Origin of the sequence: Enterococcus sp. NPDC086594 (assembly GCF_044746145.1) — a bacterium.
GTDB classification, from domain to species: domain Bacteria; phylum Bacillota; class Bacilli; order Lactobacillales; family Enterococcaceae; genus Enterococcus_D; species Enterococcus_D entomosocium.
The window spans coordinates 88498-112726 of the sequence record NZ_JBIVBP010000010.1 but is presented as its reverse complement, the minus strand read 5'-3'; the positions used below and the strand labels follow the sequence as shown (position 1 = coordinate 112726).

Below are 24229 nucleotides of genomic sequence, written 5' to 3'. Positions count from 1 at the left end.
TACTAGAGAACGATATGTTTTTTAATACCTAAAATGAAAATGGGACTGAAGAATCAATTCTGATTCATCAGTCCCATAAATTATAGAGCCATTATCTGAAGCAAGCCAGGAGAAATCCTGGTTTTTTTGCGTTCAAGAGGGGAGCAAATGGTAAATCTTTGTCACAAGCCACTTTCGTTTTCATCTAAGAAGTGCAGTGCTATGCTTTAGATAAGAAGCAGCCTACTGCAGCGAGGCCGACACCGAAGGAGGAACCATGATGGAAAAACAGCAAGAACAAAAAGCCCGAAGAATCGTCTTGTTGACCCATGTCTTAGGGTTGCTCATGAAAGCCATTGGGTACTTCCTTAGCGGCAGTGCAGTTTTAATGAACGAAAGTATTCATAGTATGATCGATTGCATCAATCAAGGGCTTCTAGCCATCGGTGAAAACCGAGCACAGCGAGGACGCAGTGAACTATATCAGTTCGGTGAAGGACGAGCGACCTATTTTTTTAGTACTGTGGTCGCAATGACGGTCTTTTTAGGAGGCGGCATTTTAGCTGTTGTCGAAGCCAGCCGCGATTTGTTGGACCCCACCCACGAAGTGGAGCAGATCCAGCTGGTGGCAGCAATCTTATTTGTCAGTTTGTTTATTGAAGTGACGGCTGTACAAGAGGGATGGCAAGAAGTCAAAGAACAAAACAAGCAAAACCAGCCCCTCGTCCGTTTCTTAAAAGAAAGCCGCGATTCCGATCTGCTTTTAGGCTTCACGGAAAATTTGTTTGCCTTAGGTAGTGTGACGATCGCCATCGTAGGAATCTCATTGACTGCTTTGACAGGCAATCCGGTATTTGATTCCCTCGGGGGCATTTTAGGTGGATTGTTGTTGATTGCTGCTGCTGTCTTTTTAGCCAAAGAATTTTATAGCCTTTTGATTGGCGAAGGGGCATCCGCATCGGATTTACTGGCGATCAAACAAATTTTAGCCGACCCTGCAATCATTCAAATCAAAGATTTACGAACCCTTCATCTCAGTCCAGAGGAACTTCTGATCGTTGCCGACCTTACCTTGAAGCTAGCGCCGGATGAAGAACCAAGCACGTTTATTGATACCATTGAGCAGCAAATAAAGCAGGCCTTGCCTGAACTGCGGGTCTATTGCTATATCGAGAGTGAGGAAATTACCTCTTAAAGTCGAATATACGAAGCGTTCATCGGCTGGTGATTCATCATTCAACCGAAGAATGTTTTTTTGGGGTAGTGGTGAGTTCGTGTTGATTGAACACAAAGGATCAATGGCTTGTTCTAAATTATAAGCTTTTCTGACGACCAAGAATTAGATTGTAAGCGGAAAAATCCAGCGATTTATCTATTTTTTTAGCAGTAAACAGTTTTTTTGTTCAAAATTTTGTGTTTTTTTGTTAAAATAAAGTGAGGACAGCAAGCGTTCTCTTTTTAAAGTTATTTTTTTGCCCGAGTTGTAACATTGTAAATCACAACAAATTTATGGTGCAGGTTATCGATAAAAGACAGAGACTCATGCCTGTTTGCCATAGTCCCATTGTCTTTGAATCTCTGGCAATTTTTAGGTGATTCATTCTGTTACGACTGTTTTTTTACTTTGCTTGTGAAGCAAAATCCTTTGCGAACATCTTCATCCATGATAGGTTAGAAGTAGGCCGAATGGTTTTTTCACAAAGTACGTACATAGAAAGATCATTTGCGACTACTAAAAAAGCTACTTCACTGCTCGCAAAATGATCGGCGCTCAACACGCATACCTTTTCCCTCAGCCAGTCAACCTGCGCTTGCTTTTCTTATTGGCTATATTCCCTTCATTCAGCGATCGCCTGAACCAATTCAAATCAAAAATGACTGTGCAAGGTATCTGTAACGATGTATCCCTTCAGAAACGTGGAAACCCTCGGCAAGAAGTTTACAATTAAAAGGAGGAATTTGATGGAAAAATTTTACCAGCAAAAGACTGAAGAGACCTTGAAACATTTTGAAAGTGACCGCAAGCAAGGCCTAAGCGGGAAAGAAGCCGACAAACGCTTAGAAAAATACGGAGAAAACACGATCCAGCAACAAGAATCCCTTTCTGTATGGGAATTGCTGTGGCATAACTTGAACAACTTGATTGTTTATCTCTTGCTAGCAGCTGCGTTACTCTCTTTTGCGATGGGGGAAACGGTTGAAGGAATTGCAGTTTTGATTGCCGTGGTGATCGCTGTGATGACAGGATTCATTACAGAGCTACGAGCGCAAAAATCAATTGATTCACTTCAAAGCATGATTTACACTACCGCAAAAGTGATTCGTGATGGAGAAGTAATGGAAATTGAGTCGGCAAAGATCGTTCCAGGCGATATTCTCGTTTTGGAAGAAGGGGATGCTATTGCGGCAGATGCTCGCTTACTTGAAACGAGCAACTTTGCCTGCATCGAATCAGCGCTGACCGGTGAGTCAGAAGCTGTTGAAAAAGATGCACGAGAAACTTATGAAGAAGATGTTCCATTAGGCGATCGTCGCAATGTCGTTTTCGCAGGAACTGCGGCAACTCGGGGAAATGCCTATGCAGTAGTGACAGAAACCGGCATGAAGACCGAGGTTGGAAAAATCAGTGACATGCTGACGGGTGACAAAAAGCGTCAAACGCCGTTAGATATCGAATTGGACAAGCTTGGAAAAGCAATCATTATTGCAGCGCTCTTTGCTGCTGTGGCAGTTTTGGTCGCAGGTATTTTGACGAATCAGCCATTTGTCGAAATGATCCATATTTCGATTATTTTAGCGGTCGCAGCCATTCCTGAAGCCATGCCAGCCGTTTCGACGATCACATTGTCTCGTGGGATGCGAACGATGGCCGAGCACAAAGCCCTTGTCAAATCGTTATCAGCCGTCGAGACTCTTGGCGCCACCAGTATCATTGCCAGTGACAAAACGGGGACGCTGACAGAAAACCAAATGACGGTCGCCGAGATCATTTTAGGTTCAGGAGAAATGTTCAAAGTGACAGGAAATGGGTATGAACCCAACGGAAAATTCTACAAGGCAGACTCGGAGGATGAAACCGAAATCGATGCAACCAATCATGATGCGCTGCAAGGGATGATCGAAAACGGTGCTTTATGTACCACCGCCACTTTACGTGAAAACGAAGGGCAATACGAGATCCTCGGTGATCCAACAGATGGGGCGTTTGTCGTTTTAGGTCAAAAGATCGGCATCGATCGGCAAAAAGAGCAGGACAGCGGGCTGAAGAAAATCGCAGAAATGCCCTTTGATTCCGACAACAAATACATGGTGACCGTGTATGAAGGAGAGCAACGGACATTGATCATCAAAGGGGCACCAGATGTCTTAATTGATTTAGCTGATGCTACAGAAAAAGAACAACTTCATGAATACAATGACACGTTAGCCAGTCATGGGCAGCGGGTGATCGCTGTCGGTTGCATCAAGGATTATCAAGGTGGAACGGACGAAGCAGAGCTGAAAGCAGCACTGCAGGAAATCAAGATCCAAGGCTTTGCGGGCATCGTCGATCCGCCGCGAACAGATGTCAAAGAAGCAGTGAAGGTTGCACAAGAAGCGGGGATCCGAGTGAAAATGATCACTGGGGACCATCCGAAGACGGCCTCCATGATCGCCAAAGAAATTGGCTTAAAAGACCATGAAAATACCATGACGGGTCGTGAGATCGATGAATTGGTAGGGCAAGAAGGCTTTAACGAAAAAATCGAAGAAGTCGCTGTCTTTGCTCGAGTTTCACCAAAAAATAAATTACAGCTTGTGGAAGCGTTGCGTGAAGAAGGTGATATCGTTTCAATGACTGGCGATGGGGTCAACGATGCGCCAGCACTCAACGGCGCCGATATCGGGATCGCCATGGGGATTCGTGGGACAGAAGTAGCCAAAGAATCTTCCGATATGATTTTGACGGATGACCGTTTTGGAACGATCGTCGATGCTATCAAAGAAGGACGCATCATTTTTGACAACATAAAAAAATACGTTTCCTTCCTGTTCTCTTGTAATATGGTTGAGATCGTGACGATCTTTTTAAGTGTCATCTTCTTGATGCCAATGCCGATCCAACCGCTGCATATCCTTTTCTTAAATCTAGTCATCGATATTGCGCCAGCAATGGCGTTAGCCTTTGAAGCAGCAGAAGACGATATCATGAAACGTCAGCCACGGTCGAAAGCTGATGGCCTCGTCAACAAACGCTTCTTAGGACGCATCATTTTAAGTGGTGTTGTGATTGGTTTGGTGGCGTTTGGCTTCTTCAATTTCTTGATGTTGACGGATCACGAGTTGCTTTATGCACAAACAGCGACCTTTACCTTTATGGCAGTAGCACAATTGATGCATATTTTCAACGTTCGTAAGAGCAGCGGTTTTGGATTAGACAAAACTATCTTGAAAAACAAACCGTTGATGGGGGCATTGCTCCTTTCCGTAGGTTTGCAGCTTTCAGCAGTCTATGTACCGTTTATGAATGAGCTATTAGACACGATGCCAATTCAAGCTGGCACGTGGGGGATCATCTTCGCTGCTGCAGCGATCTCTACACTGATTGTGATGGGCTTGAAGAAACTCTTCCAATTAAAATAAAATAAATTCTCCAGTATTTTCTCAATACCGGAGTAACGAAGACCCGCATCCTAATGGCGCAACTTCGCCAAAGGATTCTTGATTCGATCCTTGATGAAGTTCGCCTAGCTGCGGGTCTTTTTTGCTTACTCTTTACAAGCAAAAGAAAATGATTTATACTTGACTAGTCAATAGTTGACAAGTCAATGATGAAAGGAGCGGTTTATGCAATGAATTTACGTGAGCTAAGCGGATTGCTGTATCGGATGAAAATCGTGAATCAAGAATTAACGGCGATCTTTGAAAAAGAGACTGGCTTTAGTCTGACCCGTTATCAGTTGCTGCAGTTTTTGAATGAGCAAGGACGCTGTACCCAAAATCAAGTACAGAATGAATTGAAGATCGATAGTGCAGCGGTCACTCGGCATTTGAAGATTCTCGAAGAAAAACAATTTGTGACACGGGAACGAAACAAAGACAATAACCGCGAGATTTTTGTTTCTTTGACACCGAAAGCACAAGCCGATTTGGCTAGTTGTGCTTCAAAGCATGCCAGCTCTGAGGAGTCGTTAGGCATCAATTTGACCGAAGAAGAAGAAGCACAGCTTCTAACATTACTTATGAAATTAGTTCCATGAAAGAAGGCAAACCCATGACAGAATACAGCAATAACAATTTTTCAGAGATTACCTTTGGCCGAAAATCGGTCCGTGTCTATGATGAAACCTACAAAATCCCCCATGAAGAAATGTTGACCATGATCCAAGAGTCAACGACAGCACCTTCCTCAGTCAATATGCAGCCTTGGCGCTTTGTCGTTGTGGAAAGCGATGAGCAAAAAGCAAAATTGAAACCGTTGATTCGTTTCAACGTCCGACAAAATGATACATCTTCTGCAATGGTCTTGATTTTTGGCGATATGCTTTGTCATGAACTAGGAGAAGAAATTTATAACAAAGCAGTAGCAGAAGGCAAAATGCCAGCGGAAGTACGTGACCAACAATTAGCAGCGATCATTCCTCATTACGAAAATCTTACAAAAGAACAAATGAATGATGTGGTGAAGATCGACGCTAGTTTAGCTGCCATGCAATTTATGTTAGTTGCGCGGGCGCATGGCTATGAAACCAACCCAATCGGCGGCTTTGAAGCAGATCAATTAGCCGAAGCTTTTGGCTTAGACAAAGAGCGTTATGTTCCTGTCATGATCCTTTCAGTCGGAAAAGCCAAAGAATTAGGCTATGAATCCGTTCGGTTAGACGCAGAACAAATTACGACATTTCTATAAGAGGAGGGAAAACGATGGAAATCATCAATGCAACGTTTTACATCAAAGAAGAAAAGCGGGCAGATTTTTTAGCCGCTGTTACGCCATTAATAGCATCGGCAAGAACTGAGGATGGCTGCCACGGCTATCATCTCTATGAATCATTGAAAGAGGACAATCGGTTTGTCATGGTCGAAAAATGGGCGAATCAAGAAGCGATCACCGTCCACAATCAAAACCCGCTGCTGCAACAATTATTCCAACAAATGCCTGACTTTGCAGCCAAACCGAGCGAGATCGTTGTCGCTCATCAAGGAGAATAAAGATGACGATTTTATCGACGATTTTGATTGTACTGGTTGCCTTAGAATTTTTCTATATTCTCTATTTAGAAACATTTGCCACTACGTCCAAAGCAACAGCGCGGGTCTTCAACGTGACGAAAGCAGAACTTGAACGACCGATCGTTGTGACCTTGTTCAAAAACCAAGGAGTTTACAATGGGCTGATTGGTTTGGGGTTACTGTATAGTATTACCTTTGCTTCAGCACCATTGGAAATCAGTCGCTTGCTGTTGATCTACATTATCTTAGTGGCTGCATATGGCAGTGTGACTAGCGACAAGAAAATTATTTTGACCCAAGGCGGTCTAGCGATCCTTGCCTTGCTATCCACCTTTTTTTAACCAATAAAGGAAGAAGTCCCCCGATCGAAGAAAGCATTTCTATACAATAGAAGCTTTCTTCGATCGGGGGATTTTAATGTTTGGGCAAAGAGTACTCAGAACGTGAAAAAAATGATAGGATAAGAGAAGGGACTAACGATTTTCTGGACGTAAGCTGGTTGCTGCAAATAAGGCTTTTACTAGAATGGGTGTTAAGATCGCAGCTGTGATCACCTCAGAGACTCCATTCGTTACAGCGATTCCACCGAGGGTCACGAATAAAGCCGAAGCATCGACACCATAGGTAGTGGCAACTAAGCCAGTATATAAGGTTCCCATTAACGTTAAAACCAAAACTGTATTGGTGATGGTCCCAAAGATTGCGGCAACAATCGAAGCAGCGACGACTTTTTTGGTCTTTTTGTAAATGATCGTAAACAAGAGACCAGCCACTAAGCCAACCAACACACGGGGAACCACCGAGATGATTGGGTTGGTGAAAACAGCAATGTCTAAGGGCGTTGTCGGAGAGGTAAACGCACGGATCATGGTAAAAATCCCCCAGACTAAGCCGATGAACATCCCGTCTTTTGTCCCTAAAACGATGGCAGCGACGATCACCGTGATATGGATGATCGTTAAACTAGTGATACCGATCGGAATAAATCCAAGGAAAGGCACCATCGTCTGTAAAATAATAATAGCAGTCAAAATGGCACGAATGACAAGGCGATAGGTTTTGCTTTTTGTATTCATTGTAAACACTCCTTTTTTATAATGACACTCGTGTCATTTTTTTAAGTTAGGTTGATTATACAACAAAATGACACGAGTGTCATTAATAATGTGATGAAAGGAGCCAAAAAAATGGCGAAGAAGCAGCAGAGCGAATTGACTACAGCGGAAAAGAAAAAACAACAAAAGCGTGATTTGATTCTTGAAAGTGCCAAAGTCGTCTTTAGTAAGAAAGGTTTGATTGATGCGACAATGAAGGACATTATCGAAGAGTGCGGCATTAGTCGCGGCGGCATTTATTTGTACTTTCGTTCGGTGGATGAGATTTTTTTGGCAGTGTTAGAGCAGCGTTCCAAACGAAAATTTGATGATGTACGAGAGATGATCATGGAGCAAGTACCCTTTGAAACGATTTTAAACAAATATTTTTCCGACCATCGCAAGCGTCTACTCCACAGCATTTCTGACGGTATGCTGCGAGCCGTCTACGAGTATTACTATACGCATAAAACCGAAGCCTCCAGTTCACTGCAGCAAGCTCAACTCGCTGAGACGAAACGGACGATCCATGAGATTTTTCAAGTGGGCGTTCAGCAAGGTGTATTAAAAGATGAAAACTTGGCAGTGATCGCAGAAAACTATATGTTCGTGATTGAAGGATTAGGGATTTTGGCTCTGACCGGTCACATCACAGAACAGACCATTGATGACCAAATCGCCGTAATGAGACAACTACTCCCTTATCGTGAATAACACAGACAAAAAAACTCGCTCTTTTCTAGAAAACACTAGGAAGGAGCTTTTTTCGTCTGTTTATAACTTTGTGAATCAAGCATATTTTGCAGAAAATTAATGTAATAAAAGTGAAATCTACAACATTATTTATTTTTTCTTAAGAAAAAGGACTTTTTCTATGAAGTTTTCTTGAACAGTTGATACATAGGGATTCACTCGGCGTGTCGGTGGGATAGGAGTGGGGAACATGTAATAAAAAAACAGAGCTTATTTATGTAACTAAAATGTAAATCGCTTACGGATTGGGTTTGTTGCTGAACTATGGTAAAATGAAAATGGTCAAATAAATGAAAAAAAAGTTTTAAAATTGAATTTGGAGGATCAGATGAAGAAGAAAATCTTAGCAACAGTGTGTATGTGCGGCATTGTATTGTCATCATTCGGCGGACCTGTGACCGTTTTTGCTACGAATCACGATCAATTGATCGAACAAAAAAATAACGAAATTGATCAGTTGAGACAGCAACGTCAAAGCGTACAAGGGGAAATTGACGGATTGTCTGCAGAAATTGATTCGTTAAATCAAGAAGCAGCAATCATTTTAGCGCAGCAAAGTGATTTGTTGCAAGCGATCGAAGGATTGGATCAGGAAATCAGTCAGTTAGAAGAGCGCATTGCCAAACGCTCAGAAAACATTGAAAAGCAAGCCAGAGAAACACAAGTTAATGGAAAAGGCGACCATTTTCTAACAGCGGTACTAGAGGCGGACTCTGTCAGTGATCTAGTCGGTCGTTTGCATGCGATGACGACGATCATTCGAGCGAATAATGAAGTGATCGAACAGCAAAAAGCCGACCAACAAGCTGTTGAACAAAAGCGTGCGGAATCACAAGAAAAAGTGGCAGAATTGCAAGCAGCACAGAGCCATCTAGAAGCACAAAAAGGTATTTTGGAAGCAAGCCAAGCAGAATTAAATGTCTTAGTTAGTAATTTAGCCTACGAAGAAGCAACGAAAGAAGAAGAAAAAGAACAGCTGCGTGCTGAAAAAGAAGCCTATGAAGCGGAGCAAGCGAGAATTCGTGAAGAAGCTGCCCGAGTAGCTGCTTTACAAGCCCAAGCGGAACAAGCGGCGCAACAGCAGGCAGAACAAGCTGCAGCGGAAGAAGCAGCCTTGAATGAAGCAGCTGTTCAAGTAGAGAGCACAGAACCTGACGCAGAAACAGAGAGCCCAGCGCCAGTGGAAGAGCCAGAAGCACCAGCAGAAACGCAACCAGAAGAAACGCAAGAATCTGAACCGGTTGAAACACCAGAGGTTCCAGAGGAAACACCAGTAGATACACCAGAAATTCATGAGCCAGAAACACCAGTGACACCTGCAGCACCGGAGACGCCAGCGGACAGTGCACCTGCAGTTCCTGCACCAACGCCAGCACCGACGCCAGTTACACCAACACCGGCGCCAACGCCTGCTCCGTCACCTGCACCGATCGTGACGCCGCCAGCACCTTCTGCACCAGCATCAACAAATGGTGCTGCAATCGTGGCAGAAGCTTATAAGCATATCGGAAAACCCTATGTGTGGGGTGCCAAAGGACCGGACAGCTTTGACTGTTCTGGGTTTACTCGCTATGTCTTTTTACAAGTAACAGGGAGAGATATTGGTGGATGGACGGTGCCACAAGAAACAGCCGGTACAGTGATTTCCGTTAGCCAAGCACAACCAGGAGATCTTTTATTCTGGGGTTCATCAGGTAGCACCTATCATGTAGCCATTGCTTTAGGTGGCGGACAATACATTCATGCACCACGCCCAGGACAAAATGTTTCTGTTGGCAGCACCGCTCATTTTACACCTAGCTTTGCAGTAAGAATGTAAGAAGTAGCTAGCTGTAGTTTTAAGGAGAGACAAATGGAAGAAAGAAAACAACTTCGTTATCGTGCGAAGAAACAAAAAAGAGGGCTTCTTTACCGTAAAAGTGCGGCGGCAACCGCTGCACTTGTTAGTACGGTGAATATTTTGCCGATGAATGTTTTAGCAGATACACTCGAGTCAGCAGAAGCCCAAAATGGTGTTCAAGTAGTTGAAACAGCAGAGTCAACCCAAGACACATCGACGCATGATTCAGTGAGCATTGTAGAAGATCAAGAAGTGAACGAGGGATCACCAGCAACTCAAGATAGTACCGATCCATCAGAAGCTGAAAGTGCGGATGGAGTAGACATCCAAGAGGTACCCGAAAATGCACCAGCAGATGATGCTTCTGAACAGAATGAAGCAGAAACCGATAGTGATATTCCTGTTCTGTCAGAAGAAGAGCGGATCGCTATTGAAACGAAGGTCATGCCCAACTACAACAATCCAATGGCACGTTCCAACAATCAGCAAGCATTTATTCAGCAAGTAGGACCAATGGCACAAGAAGTTGCCGGGGCAAATGACCTCTACGCTTCGGTCATGATTGCCCAAGCGATCTTAGAATCGGGTTGGGGGCAATCCACGCTGACCACTCTTGCAAATAATATGTTTGGTATCAAGGGATCTTACAATGGACAATTTGTAGAGATGCAAACCATGGAAGATGACGGGAATGGCAATCTCTATCCGATTATTGCTAGGTTTCGTAAATACCCCTCATTAAAAGAATCTTTTCAAGACAATGCACACGTTTTGAGAACTACCTCATTTTCGCCGGGTGTTTTCTTCTACCATGGGGCATGGAAGTCTAATACAAATTCTTATCGTGACGCGACTCAATGGCTGCAAGGACGTTATGCCACCGATACTTCTTATGCAAGTAAGCTAAACAACTTGATTGAAACGCACAATTTGACCCAGTACGATACATCAAGTGGTGGCGGTTCAAATGATAACAACAATAACAATTCTGAGCAGGCGATCAATAAGCAATTCAGAACAAATGCAGCACTCAATATCCGTTCGGATGCTTCCACTAGCGCCTCGATCGTTGGTTCATTGGCTGCCAATGCAACATTTGAAGCAGTAGCGCAAAAAACTGGTACCAGTGTGAACGGCAATACGACGTGGTATCGAATTCAAGGACGTGGCTGGGTAAGTGCTGCTCACGTGACGGAGATCTCATCGAATACGGGTGGGAATGATAACAACAATAATAATGGTAACAACAACAATAACAACAATAACAACAATGCCGAACAAAGCATCAACAAAGAGTTCCGCACAACTGCTGCCTTGAACATCCGTTCAGATGCATCGACTAGCGCTTCTGTTGTTGGCTCCTTGGCAAGTAATGCGACATTTCGAGCAGTCGCTCAAAAGACGGGAACGAGTGTCAACGGAAACAATGTGTGGTATCGAATTCAAGGACGCGGCTGGGTGAGTGCTACGTACGTGACAGAAGTGAACGCTGGAAGTAATAGCTCTGAGCAAAGCATCAACAAAGAGTTTCGTACAACCGCAACATTGAATATTCGCTCTGATGCGTCTACCAGTGCCAGAATAGTTGGTTCTTTGTTAAACAACTCCTCTTTTCGCGCGGTTGCGCAAAAGACCGGAACCAGTGTGAATGGCAACAACGTCTGGTATCGAATTGAAGGGCGTGGCTGGGTAAGTGCAGCGTATGTTCAAGAAACGAACACTTCCTCATCAAACAGCACCACCTATACCGTACGTTCGGGAGACACTCTATGGGGCATTTCGCAACGCTACAGTGTGACTGTGAATCAGTTGATGCAGTGGAATAATCTTTCTGGCTCATTGATTCTTGTAGGACAGCGTCTTGTAGTCCGTAGATAAAATGAAAAAACATCTGGAACCATTTTTGCGGCTATTTGCCAAAATGGTTCCAGATGTTTTGTTTATTCTTCTTTGAAGCTGTTCATGATCGCTGTTAGCTCGTCTTTTGAAGAGTCGTATAAGCTTTCTAACGTCCAACCATACAACTGAACATAATTATTATCGGTTTCAAGTACATAATAAATATAGTGGATATTTAGCCCTTCAACTGTCGCTGGGAAATCAACGAAATAGGCCTTCGTGTCAGGAATTGGTAAAAAGGTGGCGGTCGTATCGAAGCTTGTTGCCAAATTTTCTTGAACCAATCCGAGATAAGTTTCTAAATCGGCAAAATCTTGTTTCGATTCAACGACTGCAGCTAAGTATTTCGTTTCTAACGCATCTGACAACATGAAATCATTGTCAGGATTCAATGAAGTGAAATCGGGTACCTCTTGCCAATTACTAGGCAAATCGATGGTATAGTTTGTTCCACTCACGCCTGTGATGGTTTGTTCCGAACTCGGTAAAGCCGCTTCGCTGGAAGAGCCCGTCGATTCTTGCGCGACTTCTGTTGACGAAGTCATAGATAAGCTTGTAGCGCTTGCATTTTCCGTGCTTTCTGAAGCTGGTTTCTCCTCTTTTGGCGTACAGCCAGCAAAAAGAAGTGTGAACCCCAATAAACTAAAAACAACACTTTTTCTCATTATTCTCACGTTCCCCTTTGTTTTCTATTTTCAAATAACCAACATTATTTAGTTAATCGTATAATAGGAAAGGAAATAACGCAATAAAATATTCTCAGTTACTACATGAAAAGAAAAAAATAAAGGATTGTTAAATAATAAATTTAAAAAAATGAAGCCGAAATAACTGACTGTTACCGCTTATTTTCACTTTTTTCTTAGATTGATGCAAAAGTTGATTATAAATACGGGGCGACTTTTGCTATGCTTTAGAAAAGAAAGGAAGCATTAAAAGAATAGTGAAGTTAAAAATTGTGTCGGTTATATCTATAAAATAATAGTGTGTTTTTTATTTATCTATTTGTTTTGAATAATTGTCAGAATTTTGTTGCGAAATACTATGGCTTCTTTCGATACAAAAAGTAGGGCGACATCAGCGACAGCCGGATAGAGAAAGATAGCTCAAAGCGGCGAGGAATAGAAGAAACATAAGATCTACGTTTAAAAATAATGGAACTAGGGGGAAGGAAATTGTTTTATCAATCAGTAAATGAGTATCTAGTAAAAATGAGAGAAGGATTATCTGCTGAAACCATTAAAGGTGAAATGCCATCAGTCTATGCGTACTGGTTAGCACAGGAAGCAGAATTGAAAAAAATATTGAAAAATAAAGACATGGCTTTTTGGATGGATATCCAAAGAGTTCTCTTGATCGATGCAAAATTAGTATTACTTCGCAGTTATATCAATGACTACGATTTTCACGGATTTTCCGAAGATGAGATCATTGCAAATGTGGAACAAGATCATTTTACCTTTAACAAAGAACTGTGTGGCTATAGTTTGAAAGAACAAGTGCACCCATCAATTATTTTTGGTGATCAATAAGCAACGAAAAAAGAACGTTCAAACAGGGAATAAGCTACTGCACTGATTCAAAATAAGACTGATTGATTTGTGGTATGATTGTGATGACAAGTACGATTGCACAGATCATTGTGACAGTTTGAAAAGGAGCGGATAGGTATGGTTCAATTTGAACGGATCATTTTATTATTTTTCTTGTACTCATTTATCGGTTGGCTTTGGGAAACCATTTATTGCTCACTAAAAGCCAAGCACTTTGTTTATCGGGGCTTCCTTGTTGGTCCCATCACACCCATCTACGGCTTTGGGATTCTTGGCGTTGTCTATTTATTGCGGCCATTGCATGAGCAAGTGATTCCACTGTTCTTTGCGGCAGCGTTGTTGGTTACCGTGCTTGAATATGTGACAAGTTATTTACTTGAGCGTTTTTTTCATGCCTCATGGTGGGATTATAAAGAAGTCCCATTAAATATCAATGGACGGGTGGCATTGCCGATTTCTCTTTTTTGGGGCGTGTGCTGTGTGCTCATTGTTCGATTTGTTCATCCGCAAATGCTGGAGATTGTTCAAACATTGAGTGCTCGCGTAGGATTCTTATTGCCAGTTTTCTTATTGATGGTTCTCTCTTTTGATATGGGCTATACCCTAGCTAACTTGGTTGCCTTTCAGAAAGCGGTGCAACAGGTCAATCAAGCCTTTGAACAGCACAAAAAAGAATTGGCTGAAAATATTGAGCTATATAAAAACGATTGGCAAGGGCGCTTCGCAGCGTTTCCAGAAGAATGGCGCGTATTAAAACAGAATCTACCGAGATTGAATTTCCATCAAAGAAGACTCTTAAAAAACTTTCAAAAGTTAGAAATCAATCAGATAAAAAGCAGTCAGGAATTGTCTCGATTTATTGAAGCGATCCGTAAGAAAAAATAGGTTTGTTACGGTAAGGTTACAAAAAATAAACCCTTATCAATGCTGATTCTTCCCACTTCTGACTGATTTCAGTTGAAAAAGACGATTAAAACACCCACTTTTACGATAATTTGTAACAAATTGTAAAGGTCCTGCAATAAAATTCTTCTTAAGAATTTGTATAATAGGATATGTTGGAAAACATAGTGAGAAGTGAGGGAATTTTTTGAAGGCAAAGAAACTACGAACAATCGTTGTCGCTGTCTTTGCGGCAGGAATCGTTTCTCCAATCTTTGCGCAGGCTGAGTCACTTGAATCATTGCAAGAGCAAGAAAGTGCCGTCATGCAGCAAAGTCAGGAAATCAGTACGGAAGTACAGATTGCATTGACTGATGTGAATGCGAAATACAGTGAGGTAGAAGAGCTAAAAGCTCAAATCGCTGAAAATGAAGAATCATTAGCAACAACCAAAGCAGAAATCAAAACTGCACAAGAAACAATTGAAAAGCGTGAAGCAGTCGTTGCGGAACGTATGAAAGACATCCAAGTCAATGGCGGGGCTACCAGAGACTGGACGGTACTGTTAGAATCATCAAACATCCAAGATTTTATCAATCGTGCCTATGCGATGACGATGTTACAAAACTTGGAAAAAGAAAAGATCGATTCATTAACAGCTGAAAAAGAAAAGCTAGAAGCTTTAGAAGAAAAAGCACAGTCAACACAGCAATCATTGAAAGAAAATCAAACCGCATTAGAATCAGAAGCCAAAACACTGGATTCAAAAATTGCGAATCTACAAGCCCAATTGAAAGAAAACGAATCAACCTTGGCACAAATCGCTTCAAGCAAAGAAGCTGAAACAGCCCGCTTAGCTGCTGAAAAAGCAGCAGAAGAACGAGCAGCTAAAGAAGCGGCAGAACAAGCAGCGAAAGAAAAAGCAGAAAAAGAAGCAGCCCAAGCTGCCGAACGTTCAAGCGCTTCTGAATCACAAGCGGCTGCTTCATCGAGCAGCGATACGACTGAAAGCAGCACCTCATCATCGAGCAGCTCTTCAAGCAGTAACAATAGCTCAAATAGCAGCTCAAGCAATACAAACAATAACAATAACAATAGCAACAACAGCAATACAAGTAGTGCTCGGACATTGATGATGGAATCAACTGCTTACTCTTATAAAGAAGCTGGCTCCAGTTTCTTTACAGCAAGTGGTACAGACTTACGTAAAAATCCAATGGCAGTTGCCGTGGATCCAAGCGTGATTCCGTTAGGCACTTTAGTCAATGTTGAAGGTTATGGCGTAGCACTAGCGCTTGATACGGGTGGCGCGATCAAAGGAAATATCATTGATGTTCACTTTGATAACGTAGCACAATGTATCCAATGGGGACGTCGTCAAGTAAAAGTAACGATTCTCGATTAACCAATCAACTAGCAAGAAGCAGCTCACTGAATGAAGTGGCTGCTTTTTTTTTGCTTTTAATAGAATAAGGCATAAGTAGAGAGCGTATCGCTGTGTCAGTGCCGACCCTAACGGATACGCTCTGTTTTGATTTAAATTGCCCATAAGTCCTTACAATCGTTCTCTCAGTTATTTATTTTGGGTGATCTAATCATACTAGAGAACGATATATTTTTAATACCTAAAATGAAAATGGGGCTGAAGAATCAGTTATGATTCCTCAGTCCCATAAATTAAAGAGCCAAGATTTTCATTTATCAAGGATTGAAGTTGGCATTCAGTTTTTCTTCTAAAGCTTCCCAGTCGTGCTCATCGGGAAAAGTTTTGAATAGCAAATAATCAATGTCTTGGGCATATTCGGTAATGTATTCCGTATAGTTGGTGACGATCAAGTCAATTTGATTTTTTTCCAAATAGCCTGCCGACAATTCATTGGAGTCTGGAAAATAAAATGTCCGAGAGCTGCGCAAATAACGAACAGATTTGCATTTTAATAATTGGCATAAATAAAAGGGGCCTTCAAACAAAAAAGCGATATTCTTCTTTGCTTGCCAGTACAAAGATTTAATAGAGGTAACGTACATCGTAAGACTCGTTCCTAAGTGTTCCAGTGTGATACTGTCCCAAATTTCTCTGGCTAATGGTTGCGTCAACAGATAGTTTTTAAATAGATGGTAATCATCCATATACGCCTCTTCGACAAAATGAACGGTATCCGAAATCATATGGTTTAATAAGGGGGATAATAATTGCTTGATTTTTGCTACCGTAAAAAAGGATTCTACTAAGAGCCGGTCACGAGCGCTATCTTGAGTATCTGGCAAACAATCCTTGACAAAGGCTGCAGCAAGCTGCTTAATTTCAGGCCAATGATTATACTCTTTACAAAAGGTTTGTTCGATCGCCAAATTGCTGATCGAGCGACGGGTTTTCACCAATAAGAACAAATAAAGGACTTCCTCATAGGGAAGTTCTTTTTGGTATTGTTCACTCATTGCCTCGTTGATTTCAGAAAATAGCCGAAAATCATTATATTGCTCAAATATTTTTTTTATTTGCTTAGGCAACTCGATACCTTGACCCGCACAATGGCGCTCAAAGGTGATATACAAGTAATAATTGAATTCACCAAACGAACAAGCATGCTGGTCAAGTTGATAACATCTAGAAAAAGCGCTAGCAGTGATATTTTGGATGGCGATCGGCGGAAAAATCGTATGGGCAGTAATTTCCGATTCGTAATAGAAATCATGGAAAAACTTGCGAATATTGATCTCCTCACCAATAAAGCAAATAGGATTGGTTTGGATCTCCAAACGATAGAAAGAAAAAATCGGTTGCACTTTCCGCAAATAGCGAAGAACAGTGCTTTCTGATATATGGTATTTCTCAGCCCATTCAGATGAGCTATAAAGATCATTGTGGAAAATACTTTCGATAATATGGAACAGAATCTCATTGGCAATCAGCGCACGTTTTTTCGTTAAATAAACAGCTGAACGTTTGATCGAAAAAATATACCCCTTGTGAGAAGAGTCGATCGATAAACAATCGCCAAAGTACTCTTTTAGATCCGTCACATCCGTAACGATCGTTCGCGTGGTACTTCCTGAAATTTTTGCCAAACCTTGAGTCGAACATTGATAATTTTTCTCGAATGCCCTCAAAATTTTCAGCCATCGAATCGTTGCAGTATTAGTAATAAAATTTATTTGAAAATTTCTCAAGACGTGGCTCCTTTCATGAACAAAATCGCAAATCTTACTTATTCATCTTAAAGAAGATAGGGAAGAAAAAACAAATCACATATTTCATCGATTGGTGAAATCTATACCTGAGTCTATGCGAGATTTTTTGCATTTTCTATAAATCAACTGACGATCGGCATATATATAGGTAGAAACACGTTTTTTCCAGCATGTCGAAGAAGATTGATGAAAATTGAATAGCCAGAGAGGGGGCGAGACGATAAGTGTTTAGTGGTGGAATAAAAATTAAATGATTATTGTTTTTCGGGGGGCGATTGAATATTAAGGGGAACAGAATTGAAGAAAAAAGTCACTTTGGGAAAGACAACTTATAATTTTAACAGGAACGATTGACGTAAACAAATAGCAGCCGCAAAGGAAACCCTAAGTGTGCCAAGAAAAGAATTCAGCTTTGCCAAATTAATTTATAATAACAAGAAAAGTGTATAAAAATACTTTCTGAATTTCTTATCTTTTCTATTTATAATGAAAAGATGTTGAGAAAGTGAACGAATATAATCTCTTAAGGTTATTTTTCTATAATGTGACAACCTTCAAAGGTGATGAGAACAACGATTATAACTGAATTATTCATTATTTAAAATGAGGGTTTAAAAAAACTGTCAAGTAAAGTAGTCGTTATTTATGGTTTTTTAAAATAACTGATGTTTGGCATTATATAAGTCTTTTATTGACGAAAAATATACCTTAATAAATAAAAAACGGGAATTTCCTTTATTTAATGATACATTTCTCTTATAATAAACTAGAATTGCCTTTATTATGTGAGAGGAAGGCAGAATGCTTAAACAAGCACAATTGAAGTAGGGAGTGTGTTCATGGGAAAGCCGTTAATAAAGACTTTGACTGTTTTAGCCGTTGGTATTGGCGCCGTTGCAATTTGTTTTATTGGTTACCGACAAAATAACCAAAGGCAATATCAGCAGCGAGTCGAATATGCACAGACAGCGATTGCAAGCGAGCGAGAGCGCTTGAATGAACTGTCCGGAGAAATTACTGGTATGTACAGCAACGAAGAGCAAACGTTTTTACGAAGTGATCTTAGCGAAGAAGAGGTTTTGAAAACTGTCGCGAAACTATCAGCAGTAAAAGTATCTGCAGATGATTACGGAATCGAAGAGAGCGCATTACCGAGCGAATCTGTTGAGATTCAAGAAAAGAAACAAGCGCTGGATGATCAACTAAAAGAGATCGAGGCAAAAGTGAAAGTACAAGCTAATACAGCAGCGCTGTTTACTGAAGGTGTTTCGAATTGGCAAGTTGCTGAGAACAATGTCACTATTAAAGAGGATCTAAAAGAAACGGACTTAGGGAATGTCCGTGAGGATTTAAATTTTCTTGAAGATGGTCCGTGGAAAGACCTTGTTTCTGCTTATTTAGAGTTTGCGACCACTCAATTGGATCGCATTACACAAATTCAAGCCAGCTTGAATGCTATGCTGCAAGATAATGTTGTAACTAGCGAAGCGACTTTGGATGGCTATTTAGCTCTGATTGACAGCATCAATCAAGTGCGAAATCAAGTACTTAAAGATTCTTTTACAGAGTCCGCTAATTCAATTGCGGCTCAAATGGGGTATACAGGCTATACCAGTTATATTCCCTCAGCTTCAACTGAAAGTTATTCTGACGATACATCAACAGGAGACGGTACTGGAACAGAGACAAGTTCAGCGTCTTACTATTAAATAAGATGAAACGTGCTGAAGGAAATTTTAGATAACTGGAGGAAAGCAAATGTCAAAAGGAAAAAAAATCTTTTTAATCATCTTTTCAATCGTTGCAGTGTTAGTCATCGGAATGATCGGTGTCGCTGCAAAATTATATTTTGATGTATCAAACTCAATTCAAGAAACCTATCAATCAGTCGAACGTGATCGAGAAGATCGTCTACGTGAAAATGATGTCGACCTATCCCAAAAAGATTCCTTCTCGGTTTTACTGATGGGGATCGATACCGGTGATTTAGGAAGAGTCGAACAAGGACGTTCTGATACCATGATGGTTGCGACCATCAGCCCACAAGACAATCAGACGACGGTGGTGAGTATTGGAAGAGATTCCTATGTTGATATCGTTGGACATGGGACGACAGATAAAATTAATCATGCCTATGCTTTTGGTGGACCAGCGATGGCAATGAATACCGTAGAAAAATTCTTGGATATTCCGATCGATCATTATGTATCAATCAATATGGCTGGTTTGAAAGAATTAGTCGATGCGGTTGGCGGCATTGAAGTTGATAATGAAATCACCTTTTCGCAAGACGGCTTTGATTTTGCTATCGGACGTACATCACTAAATGGCGAACAAGCCCTTGCCTATTCAAGAATGCGTTATGAAGATCCAAACGGCGATTATGGGCGTCAAGAACGCCAACGTAAAATCGTTGAAGGGATCGTTAAGAAAGTCTTGAGTCTTGATGGAATCACCCAATATCAAACGATCTTAAATGCCGTTGAGCAAAACATGAAGACAGATATGAGTTTCGATGACATGCGAACCTTAGCATTTAACTATCGCAGTGCCTTTCAAACGATCAAACAAGATCAGTTGCAAGGGGAAGGATTCATGCAAGATGGCATCTCATATCAGCGTGTGAGTGACGAAGAACTAGCAAGAGTTCAAAAAGAGTTGAAAGCTCAACTAAATCTAGAGAATGAATAGGAAAGTGGAGAAAAGATGGAAGAAACAATTAGCTTAAAAGAAATATTCGCAATTCTACGGAAACACTTAGCTGCTATTTTTATTTCAATGTTTGCTGGTTTAGCTTTAGCAGGGATATTCACCTTCTTTGTCATTACACCGAAATACAGTTCACAAGCTCAGTTGATTGTGACATTGCCTCAATCCGAAACTACCAATGCCAACGATGTGAATACAAACTTGCAAATGATCAATACGTATAAAGATATGATTGTCAGTGACTTGGTTATGACACAAGTAAAGGATCGTTTGGAGTCTGAAAATAACCTTGACTTGACTGTCGGACAATTGAAAGAATCCATTTCGATCAACCAGTCACAGAACTCACAAATGTTTTCCATTCAGGCAACTAGTACAAATGCAGTGTCAGCGCAAAATATTGCCAATACGACAGCATTGGTCTTTCAAGAAAATGCTCAAGATGTTATGAATGTTGATAAAATCTCAATCATTTCAAGTGCGGTAGCTAGTACTACACCCGTTTCACCTAACAACAAACTAAATCTAGCTATTGGTCTGGTATTAGGGATCATGGTCGGTGTCGGTTTAGCCTTCTTATTGGAGCTACTAGATCGAACTGTCAAAGATGATAAATTTGTAACCGAAACATTAGGCTTTACCGTATTGGGTACTGTACCCCAAATGTCACCAAAAGAATTGGCTGCGACCATTCAGAAAAAGCCAAGCGCACCATTTATTAAGAAACCGCAAGGCGACAAAACGGCAGAATCACGCCGTAGTCGTAGCCGGGTCTAGGAGGGAACAATGATGGCAAAAAAACAAGAACGTACTGGGACACAGACACATGCAGTAAGTTTGATCACGCTAATTGATCCTTCTTCACCAATCTCAGAGCAATATCGTACGATCCGTACAAATATTCAATTTGCGTCTTCAGCAGATAAACAAATCAAGACCATTGTTGTTACTTCTTCTGGTCCAGGTGAAGGAAAATCGACAACTTCAGCTAATTTAGCGGTTGTTTTTGCAAAATCAGGACAACGAGTATTGTTAGTTGATGCCGATATGCGAAAGCCTACTGTATACAAAACATTCAGCTTAAACAATGCGAGTGGATTGAGTACCGTATTAAGTACCTCAACGAGCGTACTTGAAGCAGCTCAAAAAACGGTGATTGATAATTTATCTGTCTTAACTAGCGGACCAAAACCACCAAATCCATCTGAGCTACTTGGGTCAGCACGAATGAACCAAGTGATGGAAGAAGCGAAAAACCTTTACGATGTGGTTATCTTTGATATGCCACCAGTTGTAGCAGTCACCGATGCACAAATCATGGCATCTAAAGCAGATGGGACGATCTTAGTGGTTCGAGAAAATGTTGCACGTAAAGAATCCTTAACAAAAGCGAGAGATCTTTTGAATATGGTTCAAGCAAGAATCATTGGGGTGGTCTATAACGGTGCCGAACACTCGAAAGATTCAGGTTACTACTATTATTATGGAAATTAATTAATTTGAAGGAGACGAGAGAAATGATTGATTTACATTGCCACATTTTACCAGGAATTGATGATGGTGCAGAAGACATCACTGCGAGCATTGCTATGGCTGAAAAAGCGATTAGCCAAGGAATTACGCATATCCTTTGTACCCCACATCATAACAATGGAAAATACCGCAATCCGAAGTCAGAGGTCATTTCTCTCGTTACCTCTTTACAAGAAGAATTAGACGCACGGAACCTGCCCTTGACAGTTCTTGAGGGGCAAGAGGTTAGGATAACAGGAGATTTAATTGAGGATATACAGAAAAATGACATCCTTTTTACAGATCTTGATGATACGTATATCTTGATAGAATTTCCTACCATTGAAGTGCCTACGTATACAGAACAAATATTCTTCGATTTACTACAGCTGGGAAAGATTCCAGTCATTGTCCACCCCGAGCGGAATGCTCATTTTAGAAAAGACCCTAACAATCTCATCCCTTTTTTGGATATGGGCTGTTTGGCACAGTTAACTGCGCCAAGTTATGTCGGCGTATTTGGAAAAGAAATCCAAAAAACAGCAAAAACAATGGTTGAACATAATCTTGTTCAGATGGTCGCTTCGGATGCCCATGGCGTTACAAAACGCACCTTTAATTTAAAAGAAGCTTATGAGCAAATTGAGCAAGATTTTGGCATGCTCAAAGTAACCTTGATGAAACAAGTAGCAAAAGATTTGATAAACGGGGATCAAATCAGTTTTCCAGCTTTTACAGAAGTGAAAAAAAAGAAATTCGGGTTATTTTAGGGGGCAACTGGGTTGTTTGAATTAACGAGAAGAAGAAAAATTGTAACTTTGATAGTTGTAGATAGTTTATTGATCATAGCAGCAAATATTGCAGCAGTTTATTTTATGAAACCCTTTGTGGCGATTCCAAAAGAATTTACATTGATGTCGGTGAGTCTGTCTGTAGGTTTCTACCTTTTTTATGGTTCCGTATTTCGTGTTTTTTCTCGGATCAATCGTTACACGAACTTGAAAGAAATGATCGCTATCTTCTTGGCTGTATCATGCAGCGCTTTTACTTGTAACGTGATCTTGTTTTTCGGTGATGAAACCTATAGCGTGCGCTTAGTGATCTTTACGTACTTTCTTTCGCTCTTTCTGATTATTGCTAGTCGATTGATTTGGCGGATCTATATTGAAAGAAAAAACATGAGGGGTACGTCCAATGAGGTTGTCAAAAATACCCTGATCGTCGGTGCAGGAGAAGGCGGCCGTATTCTTTACAATAGCTTCGTAGGTTCGAAAACGGCAAGTGACATTAATATTATCGGATTTGTCGATGATGATCCGAATAAACGAAACACTTATCTTTCTGGGAAAAAAGTCTTGGGTTATATCAGTGATTTACCTGATTTGATTCAAAAGTATGAGATCAATATGGTTACGATCGCTATTCCATCCTTGTCACGGAAAAAATTGCGGAGTATTTTTAGCTTAATTGAACCTTTGCATGTCAAAGTCAACACGATGCCATCAATGGAAGAAATCGCCTCTGGAAAAATCAGCACCTCACGTTTGAAGAAAATCGATGTCGTTGATTTGCTAGGCAGAGACGAAGTCAAATTGGATATCGACTCCATCAAAGATCAAATTACTGGAAAGACGATATTAGTGACTGGTGCTGGTGGATCGATCGGTTCCGAAATCTGTCGCCAAGTGATTCAATTCAATCCTAAAAAACTAGTTTTGTTAGGACATGGAGAAAACTCGATTTACTTAATTGACCGTGAGTTGAACATCAATTTTAAAGATAATATTACCAAAATCGTTCCTGTTATAGCCGATATACAAGATCGAGAAAAGATGTTTGAAATCATGAAGGAAGTCAAACCGGATATCGTTTATCATGCGGCAGCACATAAACACGTACCGTTGATGGAATACAATCCTAAAGAAGCAGTGAAAAACAATATTTACGGAACGAAAAATACCGCTGAAGCTGCCAAAGCTGCGAAAGTGAAAAACTTTGTAATGGTGTCTACGGATAAAGCCAATAATCCACCAAACGTCATGGGGGCAACAAAGCGCATCTCCGAGATGATTGTTACCGGCTTAAATGAAAAAGGGTGCACGAAATTTTCTGCTGTGCGTTTTGGCAATGTATTAGGTTCAAGAGGCAGTGTGATTCCAGTATTCCGTGAGCAAATAGCAAAAGGTGGACCGATCACAGTAACTGATTTTCGTATGACCCGCTATTTCATGACGATCCCAGAAGCTAGCCGCTTGGTTATTCAGTCAGGGGCACTTGCTCAAGGTGGCGAAATCTTCATTTTAGATATGGGCGAACCGGTGAAAATTGTTGATCTTGCGAAGAATATGATTCGTCTAAGTGGTTATAGCGAAGAAGAGATTGAGATTATTGAAACTGGGATTCGACCTGGGGAAAAATTATATGAAGAGCTTTTGCTGGATAAAGAACGAAATGATAAAGCAGTCTTTGAGAAAATTTTTGTTGGGAATATCAAAGGATATTCATTGGAAGAGGTACTTTGTTTTGTAGAAGCACTTCCTAAAGACAGTGCTACATTGGCTAATGAAATTGTGAAATTTGCAAATGCTTCAAACAAATAGGAG

21 protein-coding genes are annotated in these 24229 nt (G+C 41.0%); 18 read left to right on the top strand and 3 right to left on the bottom strand.

The genetic code is table 11. From position 1 onward, the window contains the following. Positions 1-256 precede the first annotated feature (256 nt). The 6 genes from ACIPK1_RS13635 to ACIPK1_RS13610 all read left to right on the top strand — a co-directional run bounded on the left by ACIPK1_RS13635 (position 257) and on the right by ACIPK1_RS13610 (position 6533). Entirely contained in the window at positions 257-1174 is a 918-nt protein-coding gene (locus ACIPK1_RS13635; RefSeq protein WP_400451144.1) for a cation diffusion facilitator family transporter, read from the top strand. Positions 1175-1941: 767 nt separating this feature from the next. Beyond that, positions 1942-4602, top strand: a complete 2661-nt coding sequence (locus tag ACIPK1_RS13630) for a cation-translocating P-type ATPase (protein ID WP_400451142.1) — start codon at positions 1942-1944, stop codon at positions 4600-4602. A gap of 209 nt (positions 4603-4811) precedes the next feature. Continuing rightward, positions 4812-5219, top strand: a complete 408-nt coding sequence (locus ACIPK1_RS13625; RefSeq protein WP_008378808.1) for a MarR family winged helix-turn-helix transcriptional regulator — start codon at positions 4812-4814, stop codon at positions 5217-5219. A 14-nt stretch (positions 5220-5233) separates the two neighbouring features. Next, on the top strand, positions 5234-5869 hold the full coding sequence (locus ACIPK1_RS13620; protein ID WP_008378805.1) for a nitroreductase family protein: 636 nt from the start codon (positions 5234-5236) through the stop codon (positions 5867-5869). Positions 5870-5883: 14 nt separating this feature from the next. Beyond that, entirely contained in the window at positions 5884-6171 is a 288-nt protein-coding gene (locus tag ACIPK1_RS13615) for a putative quinol monooxygenase (RefSeq protein WP_400451140.1), read from the top strand. Between the two features lie 2 nt (positions 6172-6173). Next, on the top strand, positions 6174-6533 hold the full coding sequence (locus ACIPK1_RS13610; RefSeq protein WP_016613516.1) for a DUF1304 domain-containing protein: 360 nt from the start codon (positions 6174-6176) through the stop codon (positions 6531-6533). Positions 6534-6665: 132 nt separating this feature from the next. Here the strand turns inward: ACIPK1_RS13610 and ACIPK1_RS13605 are convergent, their stop codons facing one another. Continuing rightward, the gene (locus ACIPK1_RS13605; protein WP_309419495.1) at positions 6666-7268 is read right to left on the bottom strand and encodes an ECF transporter S component; all 603 of its coding nucleotides are present in this window, start codon (positions 7266-7268) and stop codon (positions 6666-6668) included. 111 nt (positions 7269-7379) lie between these two features. Here ACIPK1_RS13605 and ACIPK1_RS13600 point away from each other — a divergent pair, with 111 nt between their 5' ends. The 3 genes from ACIPK1_RS13600 (at position 7380) to ACIPK1_RS13590 (ending at position 11757) form a co-directional block, all read left to right on the top strand. Beyond that, entirely contained in the window at positions 7380-8000 is a 621-nt protein-coding gene (locus ACIPK1_RS13600; RefSeq protein WP_005225615.1) for a TetR/AcrR family transcriptional regulator, read from the top strand. Positions 8001-8367: 367 nt separating this feature from the next. Beyond that, complete coding sequence (locus ACIPK1_RS13595; RefSeq protein WP_400451139.1) at positions 8368-9858, top strand: NlpC/P60 family protein; 1491 nt, start codon at positions 8368-8370, stop codon at positions 9856-9858. A gap of 33 nt (positions 9859-9891) precedes the next feature. Further along, positions 9892-11757, top strand: a complete 1866-nt coding sequence (locus tag ACIPK1_RS13590; RefSeq protein WP_104010400.1) for a glucosaminidase domain-containing protein — start codon at positions 9892-9894, stop codon at positions 11755-11757. Positions 11758-11819: 62 nt separating this feature from the next. On the opposite strand, the gene ACIPK1_RS13585 is transcribed toward ACIPK1_RS13590, so the two are convergent. Further along, positions 11820-12443 carry a hypothetical protein gene (locus tag ACIPK1_RS13585; protein ID WP_005234960.1) on the bottom strand — a complete coding sequence of 208 codons (624 nt, stop codon included), beginning with the start codon at positions 12441-12443 and terminating at the stop codon, positions 11820-11822. 489 nt (positions 12444-12932) lie between these two features. On the opposite strand from ACIPK1_RS13585, the gene ACIPK1_RS13580 reads away from it, so the two are divergent. The 3 genes from ACIPK1_RS13580 (at position 12933) to ACIPK1_RS13570 (ending at position 15618) form a co-directional block, all read left to right on the top strand. Continuing rightward, complete coding sequence (locus ACIPK1_RS13580) at positions 12933-13310, top strand: DUF7006 family protein (protein WP_005234961.1); 378 nt, start codon at positions 12933-12935, stop codon at positions 13308-13310. 138 nt (positions 13311-13448) lie between these two features. After that, positions 13449-14216: a putative ABC transporter permease gene (locus ACIPK1_RS13575; protein WP_400451138.1), complete on the top strand. Its 768-nt coding sequence runs from the start codon at positions 13449-13451 to the stop codon at positions 14214-14216. 205 nt (positions 14217-14421) lie between these two features. Next, entirely contained in the window at positions 14422-15618 is a 1197-nt protein-coding gene (locus tag ACIPK1_RS13570; RefSeq protein ID WP_400451137.1) for a 3D domain-containing protein, read from the top strand. Positions 15619-15914: 296 nt separating this feature from the next. On the opposite strand, the gene ACIPK1_RS13565 is transcribed toward ACIPK1_RS13570, so the two are convergent. Beyond that, a complete protein-coding gene (locus ACIPK1_RS13565; protein WP_400451136.1) occupies positions 15915-17384 on the bottom strand; it encodes a helix-turn-helix domain-containing protein in 1470 nt (489 codons plus the stop codon). An 860-nt stretch (positions 17385-18244) separates the two neighbouring features. Here ACIPK1_RS13565 and ACIPK1_RS13560 point away from each other — a divergent pair. From ACIPK1_RS13560 to ACIPK1_RS13535, 6 genes are read left to right on the top strand one after another with little or no spacing between them, the layout of a single operon-like run. Continuing rightward, a complete protein-coding gene (locus tag ACIPK1_RS13560; RefSeq protein ID WP_301389833.1) occupies positions 18245-19114 on the top strand; it encodes a hypothetical protein in 870 nt (289 codons plus the stop codon). A gap of 49 nt (positions 19115-19163) precedes the next feature. Continuing rightward, positions 19164-20096: an LCP family protein gene (locus ACIPK1_RS13555; protein ID WP_005234969.1), complete on the top strand. Its 933-nt coding sequence runs from the start codon at positions 19164-19166 to the stop codon at positions 20094-20096. Between the two features lie 15 nt (positions 20097-20111). Continuing rightward, positions 20112-20891: a YveK family protein gene (locus ACIPK1_RS13550; RefSeq protein ID WP_008378786.1), complete on the top strand. Its 780-nt coding sequence runs from the start codon at positions 20112-20114 to the stop codon at positions 20889-20891. 9 nt (positions 20892-20900) lie between these two features. Further along, entirely contained in the window at positions 20901-21608 is a 708-nt protein-coding gene (locus ACIPK1_RS13545; protein ID WP_005234973.1) for a CpsD/CapB family tyrosine-protein kinase, read from the top strand. Between the two features lie 23 nt (positions 21609-21631). After that, entirely contained in the window at positions 21632-22396 is a 765-nt protein-coding gene (locus ACIPK1_RS13540) for a tyrosine-protein phosphatase (RefSeq protein WP_086292090.1), read from the top strand. A gap of 12 nt (positions 22397-22408) precedes the next feature. After that, entirely contained in the window at positions 22409-24226 is a 1818-nt protein-coding gene (locus ACIPK1_RS13535) for a polysaccharide biosynthesis protein (protein ID WP_400451134.1), read from the top strand. The last annotated feature ends 3 nt before the right edge of the window (positions 24227-24229 follow it).

Bases quoted from the DNA above. Each gene is read 5' to 3' on its own strand.
- ACIPK1_RS13635 (WP_400451144.1), top strand. From the start codon at position 257: ATGATGGAAAAACAGCAAGAACAAAAAGCCCGAAGAATCGTCTTGTTG.
- ACIPK1_RS13630 (WP_400451142.1), top strand. From the start codon at position 1,942: ATGGAAAAATTTTACCAGCAAAAGACTGAAGAGACCTTGAAACATTTT.
- ACIPK1_RS13625 (WP_008378808.1), top strand. From the start codon at position 4,812: ATGAATTTACGTGAGCTAAGCGGATTGCTGTATCGGATGAAAATCGTG.
- ACIPK1_RS13620 (WP_008378805.1), top strand. From the start codon at position 5,234: ATGACAGAATACAGCAATAACAATTTTTCAGAGATTACCTTTGGCCGA.
- ACIPK1_RS13615 (WP_400451140.1), top strand. From the start codon at position 5,884: ATGGAAATCATCAATGCAACGTTTTACATCAAAGAAGAAAAGCGGGCA.
- ACIPK1_RS13610 (WP_016613516.1), top strand. From the start codon at position 6,174: ATGACGATTTTATCGACGATTTTGATTGTACTGGTTGCCTTAGAATTT.
- ACIPK1_RS13605 (WP_309419495.1), bottom strand. From the start codon at position 7,268: ATGAATACAAAAAGCAAAACCTATCGCCTTGTCATTCGTGCCATTTTG.
- ACIPK1_RS13600 (WP_005225615.1), top strand. From the start codon at position 7,380: ATGGCGAAGAAGCAGCAGAGCGAATTGACTACAGCGGAAAAGAAAAAA.
- ACIPK1_RS13595 (WP_400451139.1), top strand. From the start codon at position 8,368: ATGAAGAAGAAAATCTTAGCAACAGTGTGTATGTGCGGCATTGTATTG.
- ACIPK1_RS13590 (WP_104010400.1), top strand. From the start codon at position 9,892: ATGGAAGAAAGAAAACAACTTCGTTATCGTGCGAAGAAACAAAAAAGA.
- ACIPK1_RS13585 (WP_005234960.1), bottom strand. From the start codon at position 12,443: ATGAGAAAAAGTGTTGTTTTTAGTTTATTGGGGTTCACACTTCTTTTT.
- ACIPK1_RS13580 (WP_005234961.1), top strand. From the start codon at position 12,933: ATGGAACTAGGGGGAAGGAAATTGTTTTATCAATCAGTAAATGAGTAT.
- ACIPK1_RS13575 (WP_400451138.1), top strand. From the start codon at position 13,449: ATGGTTCAATTTGAACGGATCATTTTATTATTTTTCTTGTACTCATTT.
- ACIPK1_RS13560 (WP_301389833.1), top strand. From the start codon at position 18,245: ATGGGAAAGCCGTTAATAAAGACTTTGACTGTTTTAGCCGTTGGTATT.
- ACIPK1_RS13555 (WP_005234969.1), top strand. From the start codon at position 19,164: ATGTCAAAAGGAAAAAAAATCTTTTTAATCATCTTTTCAATCGTTGCA.
- ACIPK1_RS13550 (WP_008378786.1), top strand. From the start codon at position 20,112: ATGGAAGAAACAATTAGCTTAAAAGAAATATTCGCAATTCTACGGAAA.
- ACIPK1_RS13545 (WP_005234973.1), top strand. From the start codon at position 20,901: ATGATGGCAAAAAAACAAGAACGTACTGGGACACAGACACATGCAGTA.
- ACIPK1_RS13540 (WP_086292090.1), top strand. From the start codon at position 21,632: ATGATTGATTTACATTGCCACATTTTACCAGGAATTGATGATGGTGCA.